The following is a 21685-nucleotide window of genomic DNA, read 5'->3' as shown; positions in this document are numbered from 1 at the left end:
CTGCTCCAGGGCCCCGGTCCCGGCCGCCTGACCGACCATCAGGCGGACAGAAGGGGGAACATCCATGAAGACGAGGAAGCTGGCGTCGCTCGCGATGACGCCGCTGGTGCTGACCGGCGTCGCCGTCGCCGTGCCGATCGCGGGCGCGACCGCCGCGAGCGCGGCGCCGAGCCAGTGCCAGGTGGGCCGGCCCATCGGTGACGACAACTCGGGGTTCGTGGTCTGCCACGCCGGCTCCGGCCAGGTGCGCGTGAAGCTGACGTGCGAGGACGGCGTCACGGGCAAGAACGTGACGTCGTACGGTCCGTGGGTGGGCGTCGGCAAGAAGTCGCAGACGTCCTGCGGCGCCCCGCAGCGGTACATCCTGAAGCTGGTCGACTACCAGACCCGCTGAACCGGGGGGCGGGTGGTGGTGTGTCCACCGCCCGCCCCGAGTCGTCTTCACGACCTCTTCACCGCACCTATGACAGGTTCGTGACATTTGTGACGAGATCGGTGTGAGCGAGGGGAACCTGTCCGTTCGCCATGTCCTCTGAATGGGTGACCACCGGAGTACTTGACGAATCGGGGATGGAATGCGCGCTCTCACTCGCAGGGGGATGCTCGGTCTCGGCGCGGGCGCCGCGGCCGCCGCCGGACTCACGGGCTGCGGCTCCCTCACACCGTCAGAGGGGTCGAAGCACGCCTCCGGTTCCAAGGGCGGCGGCAAGCCCGGCACCACGTCCCACCCGGCCCGGCCCCTCGGCGACGGCTCGACGTCCTTCACCGGCAAGCAGCCCCACCAGCCGAAGAAGCCCGAGCCGCTGGAGCCCGGCCAGATCCCGCCCCAGTTCGTCATCTTCTCCTGGGACGGCGCCGGCGAGGTCGGCAACGGCCTCTTCCCGCGCTTCCTCGACCTCGCCAAGGAGCACGGCGCCTCCATGACCTTCTTCCTCTCCGGGCTGTACCTGCTGCCCGAGTCGAAGAAGCGCCTGTACAACCCGCCGAACAACCCGCGCGGCGCCTCCGACATCGGCTACCTCACCGACGAGCACATCAAGGCGACGCTGACCAACGTCCGCCGCGCCTGGCTCGAAGGGCACGAGATCGGCACCCACTTCAACGGCCACTTCTGCTCCGGCCACGGCACCGTCGGCAACTGGACGCCCGCCCAGTGGCGCAGCGAGATCCAGCAGGCCAAGTCCTTCGTGAAGGAGTGGCGGACCAACACCGGCTGGAGCGACCTGCCCTCCCTGCCCTTCGACTACGAGAAGGAACTCGTCGGCGGCCGCACCCCCTGTCTGCTCGGCCAGAACAACCTGCTGCCCACCGCCAAGGAGCTCGGCTGGCGCTACGACGCCTCCTCGCCCGGCGGCCGCCAGGTCTGGCCCGACAAGAAGCTGGGCATCTGGGACCTGCCGCTGCAGCAGATCCCGTTCCCGGGCCGCTCCTTCGAGGTCCTGTCGATGGACTACAACATGCTGGCCAACCAGTCGATCAACTCCACCCAGGCGCCCGCCTACAACTACCCGGCCTGGCGCACCCAGTCCACGAACGCCTACATATCTGGCTTCAAGCGGGCATACGAGACCAACCGGGCACCCTTCTTCGTCGGCAACCACTTCGAGCACTGGAACGGCGGCATCTACATGGACGCCGTCGAGGCGGCGTTCAAGCACATCGCCCGGGAGAAGGAGAAGGGCGCGGACGTACGGCTCGTCTCCTTCCGGCAGTTCGTCGACTGGATGGACGTGCAGAAGCCGGAGGTGCTGGCCAAGCTGCGCACGCTCGACGTCGGACAGCGGCCGGCCGGGGGCTGGAAGACGTTTTTGCAGGAGAGTTCCACCGCATCCGCCACACCCACCGGAAAGGCCGCCTGACCTGCGGATTCCGGCGTCCCGTGCACCCGCGAGGGGGGTGCGCAAGATCCCCGGAACGGACATGCGAAACTTTTCACATGAGTGCCTCCAGTCGCACCCCTCTGCGCTCGAACCGAAGCCGTGCCACGCTGCTCGCCGCGACGGCCGCGGCCGCCGCCCTCGCGCTGTCCGCATGCAGCTCGGGCGGCACCTCGGGCGGCGGCGGTGACACCAACTTCGTCATGGGCAAGAACGGCATCTCCACGGTCGCCGCGGGAAAGCGGGTCGCGGCCCCGGACCTTTCGGGCAAGACGGTCGACGGCGGCCGGGTCGACGTGGCCACGTTCAAGGGCAAGGTCGTCGTCCTGAACGTGTGGGGCTCCTGGTGCCCGCCCTGCCGGGCGGAGGCGCCGGGCTTCGCGAAGATCTCCAAGGAGCTGCAGAGCAAGGGCGTGCAGTTCGTCGGCATCAACACCCGGGACAGCAACACCGGGAAGGCCGCCGCCTTCGAGAAGCAGTACGGCATCACCTATCCCAACCTGTACGACCCGACGGGAAAGCTGATGCTCCGCTTCAAGAAGGGCACGCTGAACCCACAGGCCATTCCCTCCACCCTCGTCCTGGACCGCAAGGGCAGGATCGCCGCGCGTTCCCTGACGGGGCTCAGTGAGGACAAGCTGCGCGGCATGATCGACACCGTGCTCGCGGAGAAGTGACGTGACCTCAGTCACCACGCTCGCCGCGGCGACGGACCCGAACCAGACGGTGCTCAACGGCGCCCTGCTGCTCGCGCTGCCCGTCGCGCTCCTCGGCGGCCTCGTCTCCTTCTTCTCGCCGTGCGTCCTGCCGCTGGTCCCCGGCTACCTGTCCTACGTCACCGGGGTCGCCGGCACCGACCTGGCGGAGGCCCGCCGCGGGCGGATGGTGGCCGGCGCCTCCCTCTTCGTCCTCGGCTTCACCGCCGTCTTCGTCTCCAGCGGCGCCCTGTTCGGCTACTTCGGCACCACCCTCCAGGACAACAAGGGCGTCCTGGCCAAGGTGCTGGGCGTGCTGATGATCCTCATGGGCGTCTTCTTCATGGGCCTGATGCCCTGGATGACCCAGCGGGAGTTCCGCTTCCACAACCGGCCCACCACCGGACTCGTCGGCGCCCCGCTGCTCGGCGCGCTGTTCGGCATCGGCTGGACGCCCTGCATCGGCCCGACCCTCGCCTCCGTCCTCGCGCTCTCCTCGAACCAGGCCAGCGCCGGCCGCGGCGCCGTCCTGACCGTCGCCTACTGCCTCGGCCTCGGCGTGCCGTTCGTGCTCGCCGCGGTCGCCTTCCGCAAGGCGCTCGGCGCCTTCGGCTGGGTCAAGCGCCACTATGTCTGGGTGATGCGGATCGGCGGCACGATGATGATCGTGACCGGTCTGCTGCTCGTCACCGGCGTCTGGGACACCCTCGTACAGGACATGCAGTCCTGGTCGGCCGGCTTCACCGTGGGGATCTGATCGATGAGCAAGACCGAAACCGGCACGCCCCCCGAGCGGGCCGACGACGACCTCGGCGCGGCCGGCTCCCAGCTGTCCACCGCCCCCGCGGAGGAGCTGCCCAACCTGCCCTCCCTGGGTGTCCTCGGCTGGGTCCGCTGGTTCTGGCGGCAGCTGACCTCCATGCGGGTCGCCCTGCTGCTGCTCCTGCTGCTCTCCCTCGGCGCGATCCCCGGCTCGCTCATCCCGCAGTCCGGGACCGACGTCACCAAGGTCGACACCTTCCGCAAGACGCACACGACGCTCGGGCCGATCTACGACAAGCTCGGCCTCTTCCACGTCTACAGCTCGGTGTGGTTCTCCGCGATCTACATCCTGCTGTTCGTCTCGCTCATCGGCTGCATCATCCCCCGCACCTGGCAGTTCGTCGGCCAGCTGCGCGGCCGCCCGCCGGGCGCCCCCAAGCGGCTGACCCGGCTGCCCGCCTACACCACCTGGCGCACCGGGGCCGAACCGGAGCAGGTCCGTGCGGCCGCGCTCGCCCTGCTCAAGAAGCGCCGCTTCCGGGCGCACGTCGCCGGGGACGCCGTCGCCGCCGAGAAGGGCTACCTGCGCGAGACCGGCAACCTCGCCTTCCACATCGCGCTCATCGTGATGCTGACCGCCTTCGCCTGGGGCCAGTTGTACAAGTCCGAGGGCAACAAGCTGGTCGTCGAGGGCGACGGCTTCTCCAACACGATGACGCAGTACGACGACTTCAAGTCCGGCAGCCTCTTCACCGCCGACGACCTGGTGCCGTTCAGCTTCAACCTGGACAAGTTCACCGGCACCTACGAGACCAACGGCCCCAACCGGGGCACCGCGCGCACCTTCCAGGCCGCCGTCACCTACAGCAAGGGCGCCTACGGCAAGGACCACAAGGACCTCGTCAAGGTCAACGAGCCGCTGGAGATCGGCGACGCCAAGGTCTACCTCACCGCCCACGGCTACGCCCCCGTCATCACCGTCCGCGACGGCAAGGGCGACGTCGTCTACCGCGACGCCGTGCCCCTCCTCCCGCTGGACTCCAACGTCACCTCCACCGGCGTGGTCAAGGTCCTCGACGGCTACAGGAACGCCAAGGGCGTCGGCGAGCAGATGGGCATCTCCGCCTTCCTGCTGCCGACGTACACCAAGGGCAGCGAGACGGCCTCCACCTTCCCCGGGCTGCTCAACCCGGTGCTCAACCTGGCCCCGTACCACGGCGACCTCGGGGTCGACTCCGGCATCCCGCAGAGCGTGTACCAGCTCGACAAGTCCCATGTGAAGCCCTACAAGGACGCCAAGGGCCAACAGCTCAGGGACAACCTGAAGCCCGGCCAGACCATGAAGCTGCCCGGCGGCGCCGGCTCCATCACCTACGAGGGCACCAAGGAGTGGGCGAACTTCCAGATCGTCCAGCAGCCCGGCACCGGCTGGGCCCTCGCCGGGTCCCTCGTCGCCATCTTCGGCCTCGCCGGCTCCCTGTTCATCCAGCGCCGCCGCGTCTGGGTGCGTGCGGTGGCCGGTCCCGACGGCGTCACGGTCGTCGAGATGGCCGGCCTCGGCCGCAGCGAGTCCGCCAAGGTCCCCGAGGAGCTCGCCGACCTCGCCGAAACCCTCTACGACCGGGCGCCGGGCGCGCCCGGGCCCGACGAGGACCCCACCGACCCAGACGCCACCACCACCCCCGATCCCAGCGTCGTACCTGCCGAAGGGGCTGAGAAGAAGTGATTCTCTCCGCCGGAACCGAGTTGGCCATCGCGACCAACGAACACCTCGCGAACATCAGCAACACGCTGATCTACTCCGCGATGGCCGTCTACACCCTGGCCTTCTTCGCCTACATCGCCGAATGGCTCTTCGGCAGCCGCAGCAAGGTGGCCCGCACGGCCAGCGCGCTCACCAACGGCACGCAGAAGGCCAAGGGCACCCCGGCCGTCACCGTCAAGAAGGCCGGCGGGACCGCCGTACTGGAGCGGCCCAAGGTCGTCGTGCGGTCCTCCACCGGATCGCGGGACGTGCCCGACGGGCCCGGGGCGCACGGCGGGGACGCGCAGGGCGACCTCTACGGGCGCATCGCGATCTCCCTCACCGTGCTCGCCTTCCTGATCCACCTCGCGGGCGTGGTCGCCCGCGCGGCTTCGGTGGAGCGGGCGCCGTGGGGCAACATGTACGAGTTCAACATCACCTTCTCCACCGTCGCGGTCGCCGTGTACCTCACGCTGCTGGCGCTGAAGAAGAACGTGCGCTGGCTCGGCCTGTTCCTGGTCACCACGGTCCTGCTCGACCTCGGCATCGCCGTCACGGTCCTGTACACCGCCAGCGACCAGCTGGTCCCCGCCCTGCACTCGTACTGGCTGTACATCCACGTCTCCACGGCCATCCTGTGCGGCGCGGTCTTCTACGTCGGCGCGGCCGGCACCCTGCTCTACCTGTTCAAGGACTCCTACGAGACCAAGCTGGAGAACGGCGGCACGCCGGGCCGCTTCGCCACCTCGTTCCTGGAGCGGCTGCCCGCCTCCTCGTCCCTGGACAAGTTCTCCTACCGCCTGAACGCGGCCGTCTTCCCGCTGTGGACGTTCACGATCATCGCGGGCGCCATCTGGGCCGAGTCGGCCTGGGGCCGCTACTGGGGCTGGGACCCCAAGGAGACCTGGGCGTTCATCACCTGGGTCGCCTACGCCTGCTACCTGCACGCCCGCGCCACGGCCGGCTGGAAGGGCCGCAAGGCCGCCTACCTGGCCCTGATCGCCTTCGGCTGCTGGCTGTTCAACTACTACGGCGTCAACATCTTCGTCTCGGGCAAGCACTCCTACGCGGGCGTGTAGCAGGACGAGGGGAGAAGCTGGTCAGCCGACCGTGATCGAGTCCAGCTTCTCCCGCAGGTACACGTGCGAGTCGACCGGCTCGTACGCCACCCGCCCCACCGGCGCCGGCACGGACTCCACGCGCGTGCCCGGGGTGCACTCGCCGAAGTAGACGAGGGACATCAGCTCCTCGGCCGGCGCGTCCGCGGGCGGGGGCAGGACGCGGTGCCGGCCGGAGCGCCAGCGGTCGCCGGTCCAGCGGGCCATCAGGTCGCCGATGTTGATGGTGAAGGCGTCCGGGTCGAACGGCGCGTCCTCCCAGCCGCCGTCGTCGGTGTACACCTGCAGGCCGCCCTTGCCGGCCTGCCGGTCCAGGATCGTCACCGTCCCGAAGTCGGTGTGCGGGCCGATGCGGAACTGGCCCGGCTGCGGCTCGCCGACGACGTCCGTCCCCGGGTACCAGTTGATGTTGAACCCGTACGTGGGGTGGTCCATGTGCCGGGAGAAGAAGTCCGGGTCCAGGCCGAGCGCCTCACCGAGCAGGGACAGCAGCCGCTTCTCCAGGGCGGCCATCTCCTCCAGGTACTCCTCGCACAGCGTCCGCAGCTCAGGCACCTCGGCCGGCCACACGTTGGGCGCGTACCACTCGGCGTTGACGACCGGGTCCTCGAAGGGTTCGTGGGTCGCGAAGGTCAGGGACTCCTTCAGGTCCGGCGGGGTCTCGGTGCCCTCCGCGTAGCCGTTGGCCTCGGCGCCCGGCCCGAGCCAGCCGCGGCCGCCGACCTTCGCCTCGTAGGGCTGCTTCACCGCGACGGGCAGGGCGAAGAAGGACCGTGCCGCCTCCCGGATCCGCGAGCGCAGGGCCGGGTCCACCCCGTGCCCGGTGACCAGCAGGAACCCGGCGGTCTGCAGGGCCTCGTCGACGGTGCGGGCGAGGGCGGCGCGGGCGGCCTCGTCCCCCTCCAGCCAGGGCCGCAGGTCGATGGTCGGGATGCGCGGGGCAGGGGCGTCACTCACCGATGTCCTCATTCCACAGAGCCGGGTTGTCCTTGATGAAGGCGCGCATCATCGCGACGCACTCGGGGTCGTCGAGCAGCACGATCTCCACGCCGTGCTCGGCCAGCCAGTCGTGCCCGCCGTGGAAGGTCGCCGCCTCGCCGACGACCACCCGCGAGATGCCGAACTGGCGGACCAGACCGGAGCAGTACCAGCAGGGGGAGAGGGTGGTCACCATCGTCGTGCCGCGATACGACCGCTGCCGTCCCGCTGCCCGGAACGCCGCCGTCTCCGCGTGCGTCGAGGGGTCGTCGTCCTGGACGCGCCGGTTGTGGCCGCGGCCGAGGAGCGTGCCGTCGGCGCCGTAGAGCGCGGCGCCGATCGGGATGCCGCCCTCGGCGAGCCCGGCGCGGGCCTCCTCGACGGCGGTGCTGAGCCAGGTGCGTGCCTGTGCCTGATCCATGCGTCCCACTCTCCTGTGGCCGAAACACGAGGGCAACGTGCGGAAAGTACTCTCCCGGCAACCCGCCGCCGGACGAACTGTCCACGCCCAGGAGGTGCCCGTGGCCGCCCTCACCCTCCGCGAAGTGCTGGACCTCGACCCCGTACGGGCCGCCGAACCCGAACTCCTCGCCGGACACGCCGCCGTGGACCGCCCCGTGCGCTGGGTCCATTCCAGTGAGGTCTACGAGGGCGCCAACTTCCTCGACGGCGGCGAACTGCTGCTGACCAACGGCTTCGGGCTGACCGACGCCGACGACGAGGTCCGCCGCCGTTACGTCCGGGAGCTGGCCGCGCGCGGTGCGGCGGGGCTGGCGGTGGAGGTCGGCCGGTCCCTGCCGCACATGCCGGGCGAGGTCGTCGACGAGGCCCACCGCCTGGGGCTGCCGCTGCTGGCCCTGCACCGGGTCGTGCCCTTCGTGCGGATCACGGAGGCCGCCAACCGGGCGATCGTGGCGCGCGGCCTGTCGGGCCGTGCCGTGGTGCGGCCCTGGGGCGACGACCACACCGCCGCCCTGCTGGCCGACCTCGCCGACCGGGCGGCCCTGAACCAGCCCGAGGTGGAGGCCCGCTCGGCCCTCGCCGGGTTCCACCCGGGGCCGGGGGCGCGGCTGGTGGGCGTCTCGGTGCACGGCACGCGCGAGGTGGCGGCCGTGGACCGGGCGGTACGCCTGCTGGGCGGGGCGGGGGTGCTGCGGGCCGCGTTCCCGGGCGACGTGCTGGCCCTGCTCGCGCTGCCCGCCAAGGTCGCCGGCGACCCCGTGCGGGCCGTGCAGGACGCCTTCCGGGTCGCCGCCGAGCCGGGCCTGACCGTCGCCGTCGGACATGCCGTCGACACGGGCGGCGGCTGGCTGCGCTGGAGCGACACGCTGCGTGCGGCGCGTACGACGCTGGAGCTGGCGCTGACCGTGCCGGCCGCCGAACCCTCCCGCGCCGACGGCCCGTTGGTGACCTCCGCGCGCGCCCTCGCCCTGGAGCGGGAGCTGACCCGCGGCGGCGTCGACGCCAACCGCGACCGGCTGGCCCGGCTCGTGGAGCACACCCTCGGCCCCCTGCTGGCCTGGGAGGCGGCCCACCCCAGCGACCTGGTGCGGACGCTGGAGGTGCACCTGCGCAACGGCTGTTCCCCCACCCGCACGGCGGCCCTGCTGCACATCGGCCGCCAGTCGCTCTACCAGCGGCTGGAGCGCATCGAGTCGCTGCTCGGTCTGGAGATCGACGACCCCGACCTGCTGGGCGAACTGCTGGCGGCGTCCTGCGCGCACCGGGTGGTGCGGGGTGACGCTCAGGGAGCCGTCCGGGCGGGCCGCCTGAGCGCCGTGTAGAGCAGCGCGCTCACCGCGAAGCCCACCAGGGGCGTGATGTCCCCGAACGACGGCCAGTGCTTCGGCACATAGCCGACGTAGTCCTCCTGGTTGGAGAAGAGCGGGACGGACACCGCGACGCCGATCAACAGGGCGGCGACTCCGGGCCAGTTGGTGAACGTGCGGTCGGACAGCCGGGCCGACAGCTCCTCGACCGTCCCCGTGCGCGACCGCCGCCACCGCTCCACCAGTACCACCCCGAGCCAGGGCGCCACCCAGTACGCGATGATCAGCAGGAACGCCTCGTACGCCGACCCCGCGTCGGACAGCGAGGCCCACGCCGCCGCCGTACCGGCGATCCCGGAGACCACGACCAGCACGCCGCGGCTCAGCCACGCGGGCAGCCGGAGGCCGAAGGAGGCGATGGAGATCGCCCCCGAGTAGATGTTCAGGGCGTTGGCGGAGATGCCGCCCAGGATGATGGCCAGCAGGACCAGATCGCCGAGCCAGCCCGGGAGATGGCCGGTGAAGGCGGCCGTGGGGGTGGCGTCCTTCGGGGCCAGGATCGTCGCCGAGGCCGCGCCGACGACGGCGACCAGCGAGACGGACACGAACAGGCCGACGGCCGGATAGACGACCGTCTTCAGCCGGTTCGCGGTCCGGGGCAGATAGCGGGAGTAGTCCGTGGCGTACGGGTTCCAGCCGGCCGCGTAGCCCCAGGCCGCGCTGAAGGCGAGCAGGAAGCCGCCTACGCCGCCGCCCGCGCCGCCCCCGCCGAGGTCCGCGTCCTTGAAGGTCCACACCCCCGCCAGCAGGAAGATCACCGCGAGGGCCGGGAAGGCGTACTTCTCGAAGGTGTGCACGAAGTTGTGGCCGATGAAGCCGATGAGGATCTCCGCGACGACCACGAGCAGCAGCGAGGGCAGCGGCCGCAGGCCGGTCAGCGTGTTCAGGGCGAAGGCCGCGCTCACGCTGTTCACCGCGAACCAGCCGACGCCCGCGATCAGGCCGTTGGCCGCGGACGGCAGGATGTTGCCGAAGTAGCCGAAGGAGAACCGGCCGATCACCATCTGCGGCACCCCGAAACGCGGGCCGTCCAGGGAGAGCACGCCCTGCGTGACCGCGCCGACCGCGGTGCCGAGGACGATGGCGGCGGTCGCCGCCCAGAAGCTCAGGCCGAAGAAGAGGACCGAGATCACGCCGATGTAGACGGTGGCGAACTCGATGTTCGGGGAGGCCCAGGTCCACAGCAGCTGGAGCGGGGAGCCATGGCGTTCGGCGTCGGGGATGGGCTCGGAGCCCGCCGTCTCGACGGCGATGACCTTGTCACCGTACGCGGGGGCGAGGGTGCCGGCGGAGTCGGCGGGAGCTGTCGTCATGCGAGCCAAGTGTCCGGTTCCGGCCGGTCCCGGCACAGGGGCGCGATGTCCGTATCGCGGAGCCCGCCGACGTACATCCTGTAGGCCGGGGTCAGTCCCCCTGGGGCTCCTCGCCGCGCTCGCGCCGCCGCAGTTCCTCCTCGCGGCGGCGCAGGTCCGCCTCCCAGTCCTTCAGCAGCGCCTCGTCCTTCTTGTTCTCCTCCTTGAGGGACTTCAGGAACTCGGGGTTGTCGTCCGGCGCCACCCACTGCGCCGCCGTGCCGCGGTGCCACTCCGACGGCGTGGAGCCCCCGGCGGGCGCGACCCGCTGCTTGCCGGCGACCAGCCAGGCGATCGGTCCGACCAGCACCTCGCCGAACAGCAGGATGATGATGACCCAAACGACCTTGGGCAGCCCGCGCACCTGCTCCTCGGGGGTGTTCAGGCAGTCGATGAAGGCGTAGATCCACAGCGCCAGGACCAGCAGGAACGGCAGATACCTGAACATGGTGGTGCGATCCCCCAGAAGACGGTGACGGGCGCTGTGCGGCCCCGGTGACGGGGTCAGGGTAGCGGGTGTCAGATACTGGGACGCATGGCTTACGACGATCTTCGCTCCCTGCTCAGGGCCCTGGAACGCGAGGGCGACCTCAAGCGCGTCAAGGCCGAGGTCGACCCGTATCTGGAGGTCGGGGAGATCGTCGACCGGGTGCAGAAGTCCGGCGGACCGGCGCTGCTCTTCGAGAACGTGAAGGGCTCCGACATGCCCCTCGCGATGAACGTCTTCGGCACCGACCGGCGGCTGCTCAAGGCCCTCGGCCTGAAGTCGTACGCGGAGATCTCCGACAAGATCGGCGGACTGCTGCGGCCGGAGCTGCCGCACGGCTTCGTCGGCGTCCGCGAGGCCTTCGGCAAGCTCGGCGCGATGACCCACGTACCGCCGAAGAAGGTCAAGTCCGACCACGCCCCGGTCCAGGAGGTCGTGCTGACCGGGGACGACGTCGACCTCGACCGGCTGCCGGCGCTGTTCACCTGGCCGCAGGACGGCGGCTCCTTCTTCAACCTCGGTCTGACGCATACCAAGGACCCCGAGTCCGGTGTCCGCAACCTCGGCCTGTACCGCCTCCAGCGCCACGACCGGCGCACCATCGGCATGCACTGGCAGATCCACAAGGACAGCCGCAACCACTACCAGGTGGCCGCGCGGCGCGGCGAGCGGCTGCCGGTCGCGATCGCCTTCGGCTGCCCGCCGGCCGTGACGTACGCCTCCACCGCGCCGCTGCCCGGCGACATCGACGAGTACATGTTCGCCGGGTTCGTCGCCGGCAAGCGGATCGAGATGGTCGACTGCAAGACCGTGCCGCTGCAGGTGCCCGCGCAGGCGGAGGTCGTCCTGGAGGGCTGGCTGGAGCCCGGCGAGATGCTCCCCGAAGGCCCCTTCGGCGACCACACCGGCTTCTACACCCCGCAGGAGCCGTTCCCCGCGCTGAAGATCGACTGCGTGACGATGCGGAAGCGCCCGCTGCTGCAGTCGATCGTCGTGGGCCGCCCCCCGACGGAGGACGGGCCGCTGGGCCGGGCCACGGAGCGGTTCTTCCTGCCGCTGCTGAAGATCATCGTGCCGGACATCGTGGACTACCACCTGCCCGAGGCCGGCGGCTTCCACAACTGCGCGATCGTCTCGATCGACAAGAAGTACCCCAAGCACGCGCAGAAGGTCATGCACGCCGTGTGGGGCGCCCACATGATGTCGCTGACCAAGCTGATCGTGGTCGTCGACTCCGACTGCGACGTCCACGACCTGCACGAGGTCGCCTGGCGGGCCCTGGGCAACACCGACTACTCCCGCGACCTCACCGTCGTCGAGGGACCGGTCGATCACCTCGACCACGCCTCCTACCAGCAGTTCTGGGGCGGCAAGGCGGGCATCGACGCGACGCGGAAGTGGCCCGAGGAGGGCTACACCCGCGACGGCGGCTGGCCCGAGATGGTCCTGTCCGACCCCGAGACGGCGGCCAAGGTCGACCGCCGCTGGAAGGAGTACGGCCTGTGAGCAGCGCCTCCGCCGCGATCCCGCAGCCGGGACGCACCAAGGCGTTCCTGCGGCTGGTGATGATCGAGCACTCGGTCTTCGCCCTGCCCTTCGCCTACATCGCCGCGCTGACCGCGATGTTCGAGTGGGACAAGAACATCCACTGGGGCCGGCTGCTCCTGGTCACCGTCTGCATGGTGGGCCTGCGCACCTTCGCGATGGCCGTGAACCGGATCATCGACCGCGAGATCGACGCCCGTAACCCGCGCACGGCCCGGCGCGAGCTGGTCACCGGCGCGATGTCGGTGAAGCACGCCTGGACCGGCGCGCTGATCGCGGTCGTCGTCTTCCTGGGCTCGGCGGCCCTGCTCAACCCGCTGTGCCTCGCGCTGGCGCCGGTGGCGGTCGTCCCCATGGTCGTCTACCCCTACGGCAAGCGGTTCACGAACTTCCCGCAGGCCATCCTGGGCCTCGCCCAGGCCATGGGCCCGATCGGCGGCTGGCTCGCGATCAGCGGCGAGTGGAACTGGCACGCGGTGATCCTCGGCCTCGCCGTCGGCATCTGGATCGGCGGCTTCGACCTGATCTACGCCTGCCAGGACGTCGAGACCGACCGGGAGATCGGCGTGATGTCGGTCCCGGCCCGCTTCGGCATCCCGGCGGCCATCCGGGGCGCGCGGGTGTGCCACGCGCTGACCATGGCCCTGCTCGTCTGGTACGCCGTGGTGACGGACGCGGGCGGCTTCTTCTGGGTGGGCCTGATGATCGTCGCGAGCGCCTTCGTCTACGAGCACTCCATCGTGCGCCCGCACGACCTGTCCCGCCTGAACAGGGCCTTCTTCAGCGTCAACGGCTTCATCGGCATCGCCTTGTTCGTGTGCGCGCTGCTCGACCTGCTGGTGCGCGGGCTGACCGTCTGAGCCGGGCCCCCGAGGCCCCGCTCAGGCGCGTATCGCGGGAGCCGGGGACCGGCGGCCGAACCAGAACGCCGCCGCCACCCCGGTCGCCAGGCCGATCAGGTGGGCCTGCCAGCTCACGCCCGTCTGCGTCGGTGACAGGCCCAGCAGGATCGAGGTGCCCCAGACGGCACCCACCAGCAGGCCGACCACCACGCCCAGCGGGCGCCGCTCCACGAAGCCGCTGACCAGCAGGAAGCCGAAGAGACCGAAGATCAGGCCGGAGGCGCCCGCGGTGTTGGTGTGCGCCGGGGCGACGAGCCACACACCCAGACCGTCGGCCACGATGACGACCAGGCACAGCGCGGCGAACCGGCGCAGGCCGCCCAGCGCCGCGAGGAAGCCCATGACCAGCAGCGGCACGCTGTTGGCGGCCACATGGGCGAAGCCGAAGTGGATGAACGCGGCCGGGACGACGTCGACCAGCTCGGAGGCCCGGCGGGGCATGATGCCGAGTCCGTCGAGCGCGTGGCCGCTGACGACGTCGACCACTTCCAGCAGCCACAACAGGGCGACCCAGCCCACCATCAGCTTCGCCGCGGCCTTCACCCGGTCCCGGCGCGACCACTCCAGCTCCGAACCCGACATGGCATCCCCCACTCGTCCGCCCGTCACTGTGATGAACGGTCCGGCCCCCTCGGCCGGTTCCCACCCCGCGACGCCAGCTAGGCTCGGTGTCGTGAACCCAGCCAAGCCAGGAGAGACGCCGCGTACACCTTGGATCGTAGGGGTGTCCGGCGCTTCGGGCACGCCTTATGCCGCGTCGGTGCTGCGCGCACTGCTCGACGCCGGCGAGAGCGTGGACCTGGTCGTCAGCCGGGCCTCGCGGCTCACCCTGCTGGACGAGACGGGCATCTCCTTCAGGGACGCGCACTGGCGCGAGGACCTGCGGGAATGGCTCGGCCGGGGCGCCGACGGAAAGCCCGGCGCCTTCGCGCCGGACGTCAGCGGGGTGCGGTACTGGCCCGCCGGGGACCTGGGCGCGGGCCCGTCCTCGGGGTCGTACCCGAACAAGGGCATGCTGATCGTGCCCGCCTCGACGGCCTGCGTGGCCGGTGTCGCGCTCGGGCTGTCCAAGGACCTGTTGCAGCGGGCGGCGAGCGTGACCCTCAAGGAGCGCCGTCCGCTGGTCGTGGCCGTACGGGAGACCCCCTTGAACGGCCAGACGCTGCGGCACCTCGTCGCGCTCGACGACGCGGGCGCCAGCGTGGTGCCGGCCTCGCCCGGCTTCTACGCGGGCGCCACCCACATCCAGGACCTGGTGGACTTCGTGGCCGGGCGGGTGCTGGACGCGGCGGGCGTGGCACACCGGCTGTACCGGCGCTGGAACGGCGAACTGGGCGGCGCGAACGCCGACCGGTAGGGGACGGGCCGCGGAGGCCCGGTCTCCTCTCATCACTTCGGGAACTCTTCAGCGGAAGGCATCGAATCGCATGGACGCGGTGGACAGGCAGCTCATCCAGGCCCTGAGGGAGAACGGCCGGGCCTCCTACGCGGAGCTCGGGCGCCTCGTCGGTCTGTCGGGGCCCAGCGTCACCGACCGCATCAACCGGCTGGAGGCGGCCGGGGTCATCACCGGCTACCGCGCCACCGTCGACGCCGCCTCGCTCGGCCTCGGCGTCATCGCGCTGATCGGCATCTCGCTGTCCGACGCGGCCGACCACGAGGACGTGGCCCGGCGGCTTAAGGACCTCTCCGAGATCGAGGACTGCTGGTTCATCGCGGGCGACGACTCCTACATGCTCAAGGTGCGGGCGACCGACGTCGACGGACTGGAGAAGATCATCCGGCGGCTGTCGGGGACGAAGGGCGTCTCCCGGACCCGGACCACGATCGTGCTCTCCACCAAGTGGGAGAACCGGGTCGGAGAGCTGCCCGAAGAGGTCTAGGGATACCGTTGGTCGGGCTGTCGGAGAAAGGTGTTTGCCATGGACGTCGGGCTCAAGCGCGAGCTGGAGCAGAAGGTCGGGGCCGGTGAGCGGCTGACCCGCGAGGACGGCATCGCGCTGTACGAGTCGGACGACCTGGCGTGGCTGGGCGGCCTCGCCCACGAGGTGCGGACGCGCAAGAACGGCGACGTCGTCCACTTCAACGTCAACCGCCACCTCAACATGACGAACGTGTGCACCGCGTCGTGCGCCTACTGCTCGTTCCAGCGCAAGCCGGGCGAGAAGGACGCGTACACGATGCGCATCGAGGAGGCGGTCAAGCTCGCCAAGGCGATGGAGGGCGAGAACCTCACCGAGCTGCACATCGTCAACGGCCTGCACCCGAACCTGCCGTGGCGCTACTACCCGCGCTCGCTGCGGGAGCTGAAGGCCGCCCTGCCGAACGTGTCGCTGAAGGCCTTCACGGCCACGGAGATCCACCACTTCGAGACGATCTCCGGGCTGAGCGCGAGCGAGATCCTGGACGAGCTGATCGACGCCGGCCTGGAGTCCCTGACCGGTGGCGGCGCGGAGATCTTCGACTGGGAGGTCCGGCAGCACATCGTGGACCACCGCACCCACTGGGAGGACTGGTCCCGCATCCACCGGCTCGCGCACGAGAAGGGTCTGAAGACCCCGTGCACCATGCTCTACGGCCACATCGAGGAGCCGCGCCACCGCGTGGACCACGTGCTGCGCCTGCGTGAGCTGCAGGACGAGACCGGCGGCTTCCAGGTCTTCATCCCGCTGCGCTACCAGCACGACTTCGTGGACATGCAGGACGGCAAGGTCCGCAACCGGCTGCAGGCGCGGACGCAGATGGCGACGGGCGCGGAGGCGCTGAAGACGTTCGCCGTCTCGCGGCTGCTGTTCGACAACGTGCCGCACGTGAAGGTCTTCTGGGTCATGCACGGCGTGCAGACCGCGCAGCTGGCGCTGCAGCACGGTGCGGACGACATGGACGGCTCGGTCGTCGAGTACAAGATCACGCACGACGCGGACAACTACGGCACGCCGAACAAGCTGACCCGTGAGGATCTGCTGGACCTGATCCGGGACGCCGGCTTCCGGCCGGTGGAGCGGAACACTCGGTACGAGATCATTCGGGAGTACGACGGTCCCGATCCGGCGCGGAGGGAAGCGCCGCAGCCGATGCGGGTCTGATCCGTCGGACGGCGGGTGCGGGTTTGTGGGGGCCGGTCGCGCAGTTCCCCGCGCCCCTGGGGGGTACCCGCACCGCATGGCTGACCGAGCCACCGAGGATGCGTACACCCGCAGAGCCCTTTGTGCCGGGGCTGTCCGCTGCATCGTGATGCTCGCCGGGATCGATCCGGCCGAGGCGTACGTCACCAACGCCGTGAAGCACTTCAAGTTCACGCAGGCCGAGCCGGCCGTCGTCGAGCCGGAGCTGATCGTGGTGCTCGGCGCCACCGCCGGAAAGGCGCTGCTCGGCTCCTCGTTCCGGGTCACGCAGGTGCGCGGGACGGCGCTGGAGGAGGAGATTCACGGCGGGTTCCTGTCCGATCCGAAAGTGGCGGCACGCGTCCTGGCGTAAGGGCTACGATGCCAGGGTGTCCCTTACTTTCACTCTCGATCCCGCCGTCACGCCCGAGCTGCGCGACGGCATCCTCGACCTGTGGACGGACGTGTCCAACGCCGGCGGCTCCGTCGGGTTCGTGCCGCCGGTGACGGCGGAGGTGATCCGGCCGGAGCTGGTCAAGCACCTGGTCGCGATGGCGGAGGGCCGCACCCGGCTGCTCGTCGGGCACGACGGGGACGGGCGGGTCGCCGCGACGGCCTTCCTCACCTTCAACACGCACCGGCTGATGGCCCACTGGCTGTGGCTCTACACGGTGATGGTGCACCCCCGCCACCAGGGCAGGGGCTACGGCCGCGACCTGCTCGCCGCCGCCGAGGCCGCGGCCCGCGGTCTCGACGGCATCGAGGCGATCCGGCTGACCTGCCGCGGCGGCCTCGGCCTGGAGCGGTTCTACGGCTCCTGCGGCTACAAGGAGGTCGGCCGCGTCCCCGGAGCGATCCGCGTGGCGCCCGGCGACGACCGCGACGACATCATCATGCTGCTGCCGCTGGGCTGAGGCCCCGCCTCCAAGATCGGGACCCGGGCGTGCTTCACTGGACGGTGCCCTTTGGGAATGTTCGTACCGTTGACGGAAGAGTGGATTGAGATGCTCCGCTACACGCTGATGCGCCTCGGGGTCTTCGCGGGCTGCTTCGTGGTCGTCTGGGGCCTCGTCTACACCGGCATCGTCCCGCGCGGTTTCGGCGCCTCCAACGGCATCTGGATGGTCCTGCTCGCCCTGGTGCTCTCGGCCCCGATCAGCTTCGTCGTGCTGCGCAAGGAGCGGGACCGGGCCTCCGCGCAGGTCGTCGCCCGGGTCGACCGGATGAAGGCCAACATGGAGGCGAACGCCTCCCAGGAGGACGAGGCCGACGACGCCGCCCGCGCGCAGGGTCAGGCCCCGCAGGCTTCGTAGCTTCACGCCCTCGTGGCCGCGCGAGGGGTCACGGCCGCCCGTTCGCAATTTAGTCTGTGCCCCATGGGTGCGGTGAAGACCAAGCGGATGCCGCGGGCGGTTCGGGAACAGCAGATGCTGGACGCCGCCGTGCGGACCTTCGGGCAGCGCGGATACATGGCGGCGTCGATGGACGAGATCGCCGAACTGGCGGGCGTGTCCAAGCCGTTGGTCTACCTCTACCTGAATTCGAAGGAAGACTTGTTCACCGCCTGCATCCGGCGGGAGGCCAAGGCGCTCGTCGAGGCGGTACGGGGCGGGGTGCGGCCGGGGCTGCCCGCCGACCGCCAACTCTGGGAAGGGCTGCGGGCGTTCTTCGCGCACACCGGCCAGAACCCGGACGGCTGGGCGGTGCTGCACCTCCAGGCGCGTACGCGCGAGCCGTTCGCGGCCGAGGTGACGGCCATGCGCGAGGAGATCGTCGCGTTCGTCACCGAGCTGATCGTGGTGGCGGCCAGGGAGGCCCACCGCAACCCCGATTTGCCCGAGCGCGAGGTCGCCGGGCTCGCCGAGGCCCTGGTCGGGGCCGCCGAGTCGCTCGCCGCCTGGGCCAACGCCACTGCGGGCGTCACCGCGCGGCAGGCGGCGGCGACGCTGATGAACTTCGCCTGGGCCGGCCTCGGCAACCTCATGGACGGACGGCCCTGGTCGCCCCCGCCGGAGCCGCCGGAGGCCGCGGGCCCGCGCCCGGCATGACACCTGTCATCCCCGACGCCGGACGCCGGACACCGGGGGAGCCCGATCCTCCGCCCCTACCTTCGAGCACATGACGAAGACCAGTGGTGAGGACCCGAAGAAGACCGACATCAAGGTGAGCCTGAACGGCGGTCACCGTCCCACGGGCGAGACCCTCCACGAGCGCACCCTGACCGCCTCCCTCATCGGCGGCGCCGACATCGACCTGACCGACGTCGACATCCCCGACGGCGCCGAACTGCGCATCACCAAGCTCAGCCTGATCGGCGGCGTCCGCCTCACCGTCCGCCCCGACGTCCGCGTCGAGGTGCACGGCATCCGCCTCGGCGGGGTGAAGGACGACGGGCCGAGCGAGCCGGGCGGCCCGACCGTCCGCATCGACGCGTGGGGTCTGCTGGGCGGCGTCAGCGTCCGCCGGGCGTGAGGTCCTCCACGACGCCGCTCATATGCAGCCGGCCCCCGTTCCCCAGCAGTTCGAACCGGCCGTCCCGCGCCGCGTACGTCACCGTGCCCGGCAGCAGCACCGGCGCCCTGAACTCGGCCCGCACCCGGACGCGTTCGGGCGTGCCGTGCGCGGCGAGGCAGCGGGCCACCGTCCACATGCCGTGGGCGATGGCGCGCGGGAAGCCGAACAGGCGGGCGGTGAGCGGGTGCAGGTGGATGGGGTTGCGGTCGCCGGAGGCGGCGCCGTAGCGCCGCCCGATGTCGGCGGCCAGCCGCCACTCGGCGACGACGGGCAGCGCCTCGCGCTCGCGCCCGGGCGGCTCACCGGTGTGCCCGGTGCGGTGCCGGGCCAGATACGTGCTCCGCGACTCCCACACCGGCTCCCCGCCGGCCCGCATCTCGGTGACCACCGTGGCCTCGGTCCCGCGCCGGTGCGGCTCCAGCCCGCCGACGTACCCGGCGAGTTCGTACTCCCCGGTCGCCGGGAGCGCGCGGTGCCGGGTGATCTCGACGGAGGTGTGGACCAGGCCGAGCAGCGGCAGCGGGAAGCCCCGGGCGCTCATCAGGCGCATCGCCAGCGGGAAGCCCAGGACGTGCGGGTACGTCGGCGGCAGCGCGTCCTCGCCGGTCGCGAAGCCGCAGACCCGCTCGTAGGCCGCCAGGTGCGCCAGGTCGACGCGCAGGGCGGGCAGGACGAGCCGGTCGCGGGGGAAGTCGGCGTCCGGACGGGGGCGTTTGAAGGGGGAGAGCAGGGCGCCGCGGGCCAGCAGCGGGCCGAGGGCGGGCGGCTGGGCGAGGACGACCGACATCACGCCCCCAGCAGGCTCTGGCCGCAGACCCGGACGACCTGGCCGTTGACCGCGCCCGAGCCCGGGTGCGCGAGCCAGGCCGTGGTCTCGGCGACGTCGGCCGGCAGCCCTCCTTGCGCGAGGGAGTTCATCCGGCGGCCGGCCTCGCGGATGAACAGCGGGACCGCGGCCGTCATCTTCGTCTCGATGAAGCCGGGCGCCACCGCGTTGACGGTCACACCGTGCTCGGCGAGCGCGCGCGGCGCGAGCGCGCGGACCAGCCCGACGATCCCGGCCTTGCTCGCGCCGTAGTTGGTCTGCCCGGCGTTCCCGGCCAGGCCCGCGATGGACGCGGTGGCGACGATCCGCCCGCCGGGCCGGAGCGTGCCCTCCTTCAGCAGGGCGTCCGTGGTGCGCAGCACGCTCGCCAGATTGACGTCGAGGACCGAACTCCAGCGCTCGGCGGGCATGTTGACCAGCCGGCGGTCCCGGGTGATCCCCGCGTTGTGGACGAGGACGTCCAGCCCGTCCGGGAGGGCGGCGGCGATCCGCTCGCCCGCGTCCGCGGCCGTGATGTCGAGTGTCAGCGCGCTGCCGCCGAGCCGGGCCGCGACCCGCGCCGCGTCCTCCTCGGCCTGCGGCACGTCCAGGACGACCACCCGGGCGCCGTCCCTGGCCAGCGTCTCGGCGACCGCCTCGCCGATGCCGCGGGCGGCACCGGTGACCAGGGCGGTGCGGCCCGTGAGGGGGCGGTCCCGGTCGGTGTCCGGTTGTGCACCCTCCCCGACGGCGACGACCTGCCCGCTGACGTAGGCGGACCGGGGGGAGAGCAGGAAACGCAGCGTCGACTCGGCGGCCGCGGCGTCCGTCAGCCGCACCAGGTTCACCGTCCGCCCGCGGCCGATCTCCTTGCCCAGCGAGCGCACGAACCCCTCCAACGCCTGCTGCGCGGCCGCCTGGTGGTGGTCGGCGGCATCGAGGGGCGCGCCCAGGACGACGATCCGGCCGCTCGCCGCGACGGACCGCACCACGGGGTGCAGGGCCGCGTGCACCTCGGCGAGCGAGTCGACGTCCCGGACCCCGGAGGCGTCGAGGACGACGGCGGCCGGGGCGCCGGAGGTCGCGGCCGTGAGCCCCGTACGGGCGAGGACGGGCTCCAGGTCGAGGTCCGACCGGCCGGCGCGGAGGTGGACCCATCCGCCCTCCAGGGCGGGGTGTTCGGGCGACCAGCGCAGCAGCGGCGCCGGTTGCGGCAGCCCGAGTCTGCGGGTCAGGAAGCGGCCGGGGGCGGTGCCCGTGAAGCGCAGATAGCGGTCGGCCATGTCCATCTCCCCTGCGAAAGTCTGCTTACTCCAGAGTCAGGTTACCCGAGGTAAGGGGAGGTCAGGACGTGAAAATTGTTCACCATACCCCCTGGTAACGTTCGATCGGCGAGAAAAGCGACGACACTGCACATCCCCGACGCACCCCCGCCGCCGGACCATCGCCGAACCCCCACCGGCCCCTCACGCGCGAGCCGTACGATCGCCTCTCCCCACCTGCGGCAACTCCCCCGCAGGGCAACTCCGTTGACCACTGGAGTCGCCCGTGTCCAGCACGCGCCCCGCCGCCGGTCCGGCGGTCCACGCCACCGCCTACGACGGCACCCCGGTCCTCGTGGAACCCGTCGTCCGGCGACTGGAGGGGGAGGTCCGCGAGGTGTCCGTACCGCCCTTCGTGCCGCCCGCGACCTACGGCTCCCTGGCCGACCTGCCCTTCGACAACGCGCGCCTCGCCCCCGAGGCCAAGGTCCTCAGCCGCCGCACCGCCTCCGGCGGGTGGACGCATGTGACGGCCGCCCGGTTCGCCGAGGAAGTGCTGGCCACGGCGAAGGGCCTCGTCGCCGAGGGCCTGACGCCGGGGGACCGGATCGCCGTCATGGCGCGGACCGTGTACGAGTGGACGCTGCTGGACTTCGCCGCCTGGGCCTGCGGCCTGGTCGTCGTCCCCATCTACCCCACCTCCTCCGTCTT

The 21685-nt window shown here is 71.2% G+C and carries 24 protein-coding genes and 1 pseudogene; 18 read left to right on the top strand and 7 right to left on the bottom strand.

Going from position 1 to position 21685, the window contains the following annotated elements; translation table 11 throughout:
• Positions 1 to 64 precede the first annotated feature (64 nt).
• The 6 genes from M8J74_RS05095 to ccsB all read left to right on the top strand — a co-directional run bounded on the left by M8J74_RS05095 (position 65) and on the right by ccsB (position 6157).
• Complete coding sequence (locus M8J74_RS05095; RefSeq protein WP_249835243.1) at positions 65 to 394, top strand: hypothetical protein; 330 nt, start codon at positions 65 to 67, stop codon at positions 392 to 394.
• A gap of 181 nt (positions 395 to 575) precedes the next feature.
• The gene (locus tag M8J74_RS05090; RefSeq protein ID WP_249835242.1) at positions 576 to 1859 is read left to right on the top strand and encodes a polysaccharide deacetylase family protein; all 1284 of its coding nucleotides are present in this window, start codon (positions 576 to 578) and stop codon (positions 1857 to 1859) included.
• 77 nt (positions 1860 to 1936) lie between these two features.
• Positions 1937 to 2554 (top strand): TlpA family protein disulfide reductase, encoded by a 618-nt coding sequence (locus M8J74_RS05085; protein ID WP_249835241.1) that lies wholly within the window; start codon positions 1937 to 1939, stop codon positions 2552 to 2554.
• 1 nt (position 2555) lies between these two features.
• Positions 2556 to 3329: a cytochrome c biogenesis CcdA family protein gene (locus tag M8J74_RS05080; protein ID WP_058923910.1), complete on the top strand. Its 774-nt coding sequence runs from the start codon at positions 2556 to 2558 to the stop codon at positions 3327 to 3329.
• A gap of 3 nt (positions 3330 to 3332) precedes the next feature.
• Positions 3333 to 5060 carry a cytochrome c biogenesis protein ResB gene (gene resB, locus M8J74_RS05075; protein WP_249835240.1) on the top strand — a complete coding sequence of 576 codons (1728 nt, stop codon included), beginning with the start codon at positions 3333 to 3335 and terminating at the stop codon, positions 5058 to 5060.
• Entirely contained in the window at positions 5057 to 6157 is a 1101-nt protein-coding gene (gene ccsB, locus M8J74_RS05070; protein ID WP_249835239.1) for a c-type cytochrome biogenesis protein CcsB, read from the top strand. Before resB ends, ccsB begins: the two co-directional genes overlap by 4 nt.
• Positions 6158 to 6178: 21 nt before the next feature.
• Here the strand turns inward: ccsB and M8J74_RS05065 are convergent, their stop codons facing one another.
• Complete coding sequence (locus M8J74_RS05065; RefSeq protein WP_249835238.1) at positions 6179 to 7153, bottom strand: isopenicillin N synthase family dioxygenase; 975 nt, start codon at positions 7151 to 7153, stop codon at positions 6179 to 6181.
• Positions 7146 to 7595, bottom strand: coding sequence for a nucleoside deaminase (locus M8J74_RS05060; protein ID WP_249835237.1), 450 nt, complete (start codon positions 7593 to 7595; stop codon positions 7146 to 7148). Before M8J74_RS05060 ends, M8J74_RS05065 begins: the two co-directional genes overlap by 8 nt.
• Positions 7596 to 7695: 100 nt before the next feature.
• Here M8J74_RS05060 and M8J74_RS05055 point away from each other — a divergent pair, with 100 nt between their 5' ends.
• On the top strand, positions 7696 to 8958 hold the full coding sequence (locus M8J74_RS05055) for a PucR family transcriptional regulator (RefSeq protein WP_249835236.1): 1263 nt from the start codon (positions 7696 to 7698) through the stop codon (positions 8956 to 8958).
• Here the strand turns inward: M8J74_RS05055 and M8J74_RS05050 are convergent.
• Together M8J74_RS05050 and M8J74_RS05045 are read right to left on the bottom strand one after the other, a co-directional pair.
• A complete protein-coding gene (locus M8J74_RS05050) occupies positions 8919 to 10316 on the bottom strand; it encodes a purine-cytosine permease family protein (RefSeq protein ID WP_249835235.1) in 1398 nt (465 codons plus the stop codon). The two genes, M8J74_RS05055 and M8J74_RS05050, sit on opposite strands and share 40 nt — an antisense overlap.
• Before the next feature lie 91 nt (positions 10317 to 10407).
• On the bottom strand, positions 10408 to 10803 hold the full coding sequence (locus M8J74_RS05045; RefSeq protein WP_058923903.1) for a PLD nuclease N-terminal domain-containing protein: 396 nt from the start codon (positions 10801 to 10803) through the stop codon (positions 10408 to 10410).
• 87 nt (positions 10804 to 10890) lie between these two features.
• Between M8J74_RS05045 and M8J74_RS05040 the strand changes: the two genes are divergently transcribed.
• Positions 10891 to 12348 carry a menaquinone biosynthesis decarboxylase gene (locus tag M8J74_RS05040; RefSeq protein ID WP_058923902.1) on the top strand — a complete coding sequence of 486 codons (1458 nt, stop codon included), beginning with the start codon at positions 10891 to 10893 and terminating at the stop codon, positions 12346 to 12348.
• Positions 12345 to 13247: a menaquinone biosynthesis prenyltransferase MqnP gene (gene mqnP, locus M8J74_RS05035; protein WP_249835234.1), complete on the top strand. Its 903-nt coding sequence runs from the start codon at positions 12345 to 12347 to the stop codon at positions 13245 to 13247. Before M8J74_RS05040 ends, mqnP begins: the two co-directional genes overlap by 4 nt.
• Before the next feature lie 21 nt (positions 13248 to 13268).
• Here the strand turns inward: mqnP and M8J74_RS05030 are convergent, their stop codons facing one another.
• Positions 13269 to 13871: a rhomboid family intramembrane serine protease gene (locus M8J74_RS05030; RefSeq protein WP_249835233.1), complete on the bottom strand. Its 603-nt coding sequence runs from the start codon at positions 13869 to 13871 to the stop codon at positions 13269 to 13271.
• 91 nt (positions 13872 to 13962) lie between these two features.
• Between M8J74_RS05030 and M8J74_RS05025 the strand changes: the two genes are divergently transcribed.
• From M8J74_RS05025 to M8J74_RS04990, 8 genes and pseudogenes are all read left to right on the top strand, one after another.
• A complete protein-coding gene (locus tag M8J74_RS05025) occupies positions 13963 to 14646 on the top strand; it encodes a UbiX family flavin prenyltransferase (RefSeq protein WP_079078021.1) in 684 nt (227 codons plus the stop codon).
• A 70-nt stretch (positions 14647 to 14716) separates the two neighbouring features.
• Complete coding sequence (locus tag M8J74_RS05020; RefSeq protein WP_058923898.1) at positions 14717 to 15172, top strand: Lrp/AsnC family transcriptional regulator; 456 nt, start codon at positions 14717 to 14719, stop codon at positions 15170 to 15172.
• 39 nt (positions 15173 to 15211) lie between these two features.
• On the top strand, positions 15212 to 16375 hold the full coding sequence (gene mqnE / locus M8J74_RS05015; RefSeq protein ID WP_249835232.1) for an aminofutalosine synthase MqnE: 1164 nt from the start codon (positions 15212 to 15214) through the stop codon (positions 16373 to 16375).
• Positions 16376 to 16529: 154 nt separating this feature from the next.
• Positions 16530 to 16766 (top strand): annotated as a pseudogene (locus tag M8J74_RS05010) (UdgX family uracil-DNA binding protein); the annotation flags it as partial.
• Between the two features lie 16 nt (positions 16767 to 16782).
• The gene (locus M8J74_RS05005) at positions 16783 to 17307 is read left to right on the top strand and encodes a GNAT family N-acetyltransferase (RefSeq protein ID WP_249835231.1); all 525 of its coding nucleotides are present in this window, start codon (positions 16783 to 16785) and stop codon (positions 17305 to 17307) included.
• A 90-nt stretch (positions 17308 to 17397) separates the two neighbouring features.
• Positions 17398 to 17706: a DUF4229 domain-containing protein gene (locus M8J74_RS05000; protein ID WP_058923894.1), complete on the top strand. Its 309-nt coding sequence runs from the start codon at positions 17398 to 17400 to the stop codon at positions 17704 to 17706.
• A 63-nt stretch (positions 17707 to 17769) separates the two neighbouring features.
• Complete coding sequence (locus M8J74_RS04995) at positions 17770 to 18441, top strand: TetR/AcrR family transcriptional regulator (RefSeq protein WP_249835230.1); 672 nt, start codon at positions 17770 to 17772, stop codon at positions 18439 to 18441.
• Between the two features lie 70 nt (positions 18442 to 18511).
• Entirely contained in the window at positions 18512 to 18865 is a 354-nt protein-coding gene (locus tag M8J74_RS04990; protein ID WP_249835229.1) for a cell wall-active antibiotics response protein, read from the top strand.
• Here M8J74_RS04990 and M8J74_RS04985 read toward each other — a convergent pair.
• A complete protein-coding gene (locus M8J74_RS04985; RefSeq protein WP_249835228.1) occupies positions 18846 to 19694 on the bottom strand; it encodes a MaoC family dehydratase in 849 nt (282 codons plus the stop codon). The genes M8J74_RS04990 and M8J74_RS04985 overlap by 20 nt on opposite strands.
• On the bottom strand, positions 19694 to 20995 hold the full coding sequence (locus tag M8J74_RS04980; RefSeq protein WP_249835227.1) for a 3-oxoacyl-ACP reductase: 1302 nt from the start codon (positions 20993 to 20995) through the stop codon (positions 19694 to 19696). The genes M8J74_RS04985 and M8J74_RS04980 overlap by 1 nt, the downstream gene beginning before the upstream one ends.
• 265 nt (positions 20996 to 21260) lie before the next feature.
• Here M8J74_RS04980 and M8J74_RS04975 point away from each other — a divergent pair.
• The coding region (locus M8J74_RS04975) for an AMP-binding protein (RefSeq protein ID WP_249835226.1) at positions 21261 to 21685 on the top strand (425 nt) is incomplete at its 3' end.

It is taken from the genome of Streptomyces panaciradicis, from assembly GCF_023516615.1.
Classification (GTDB): domain Bacteria; phylum Actinomycetota; class Actinomycetes; order Streptomycetales; family Streptomycetaceae; genus Streptomyces; species Streptomyces panaciradicis.
This window is presented reverse-complemented; position numbering and strand designations above follow the sequence as displayed.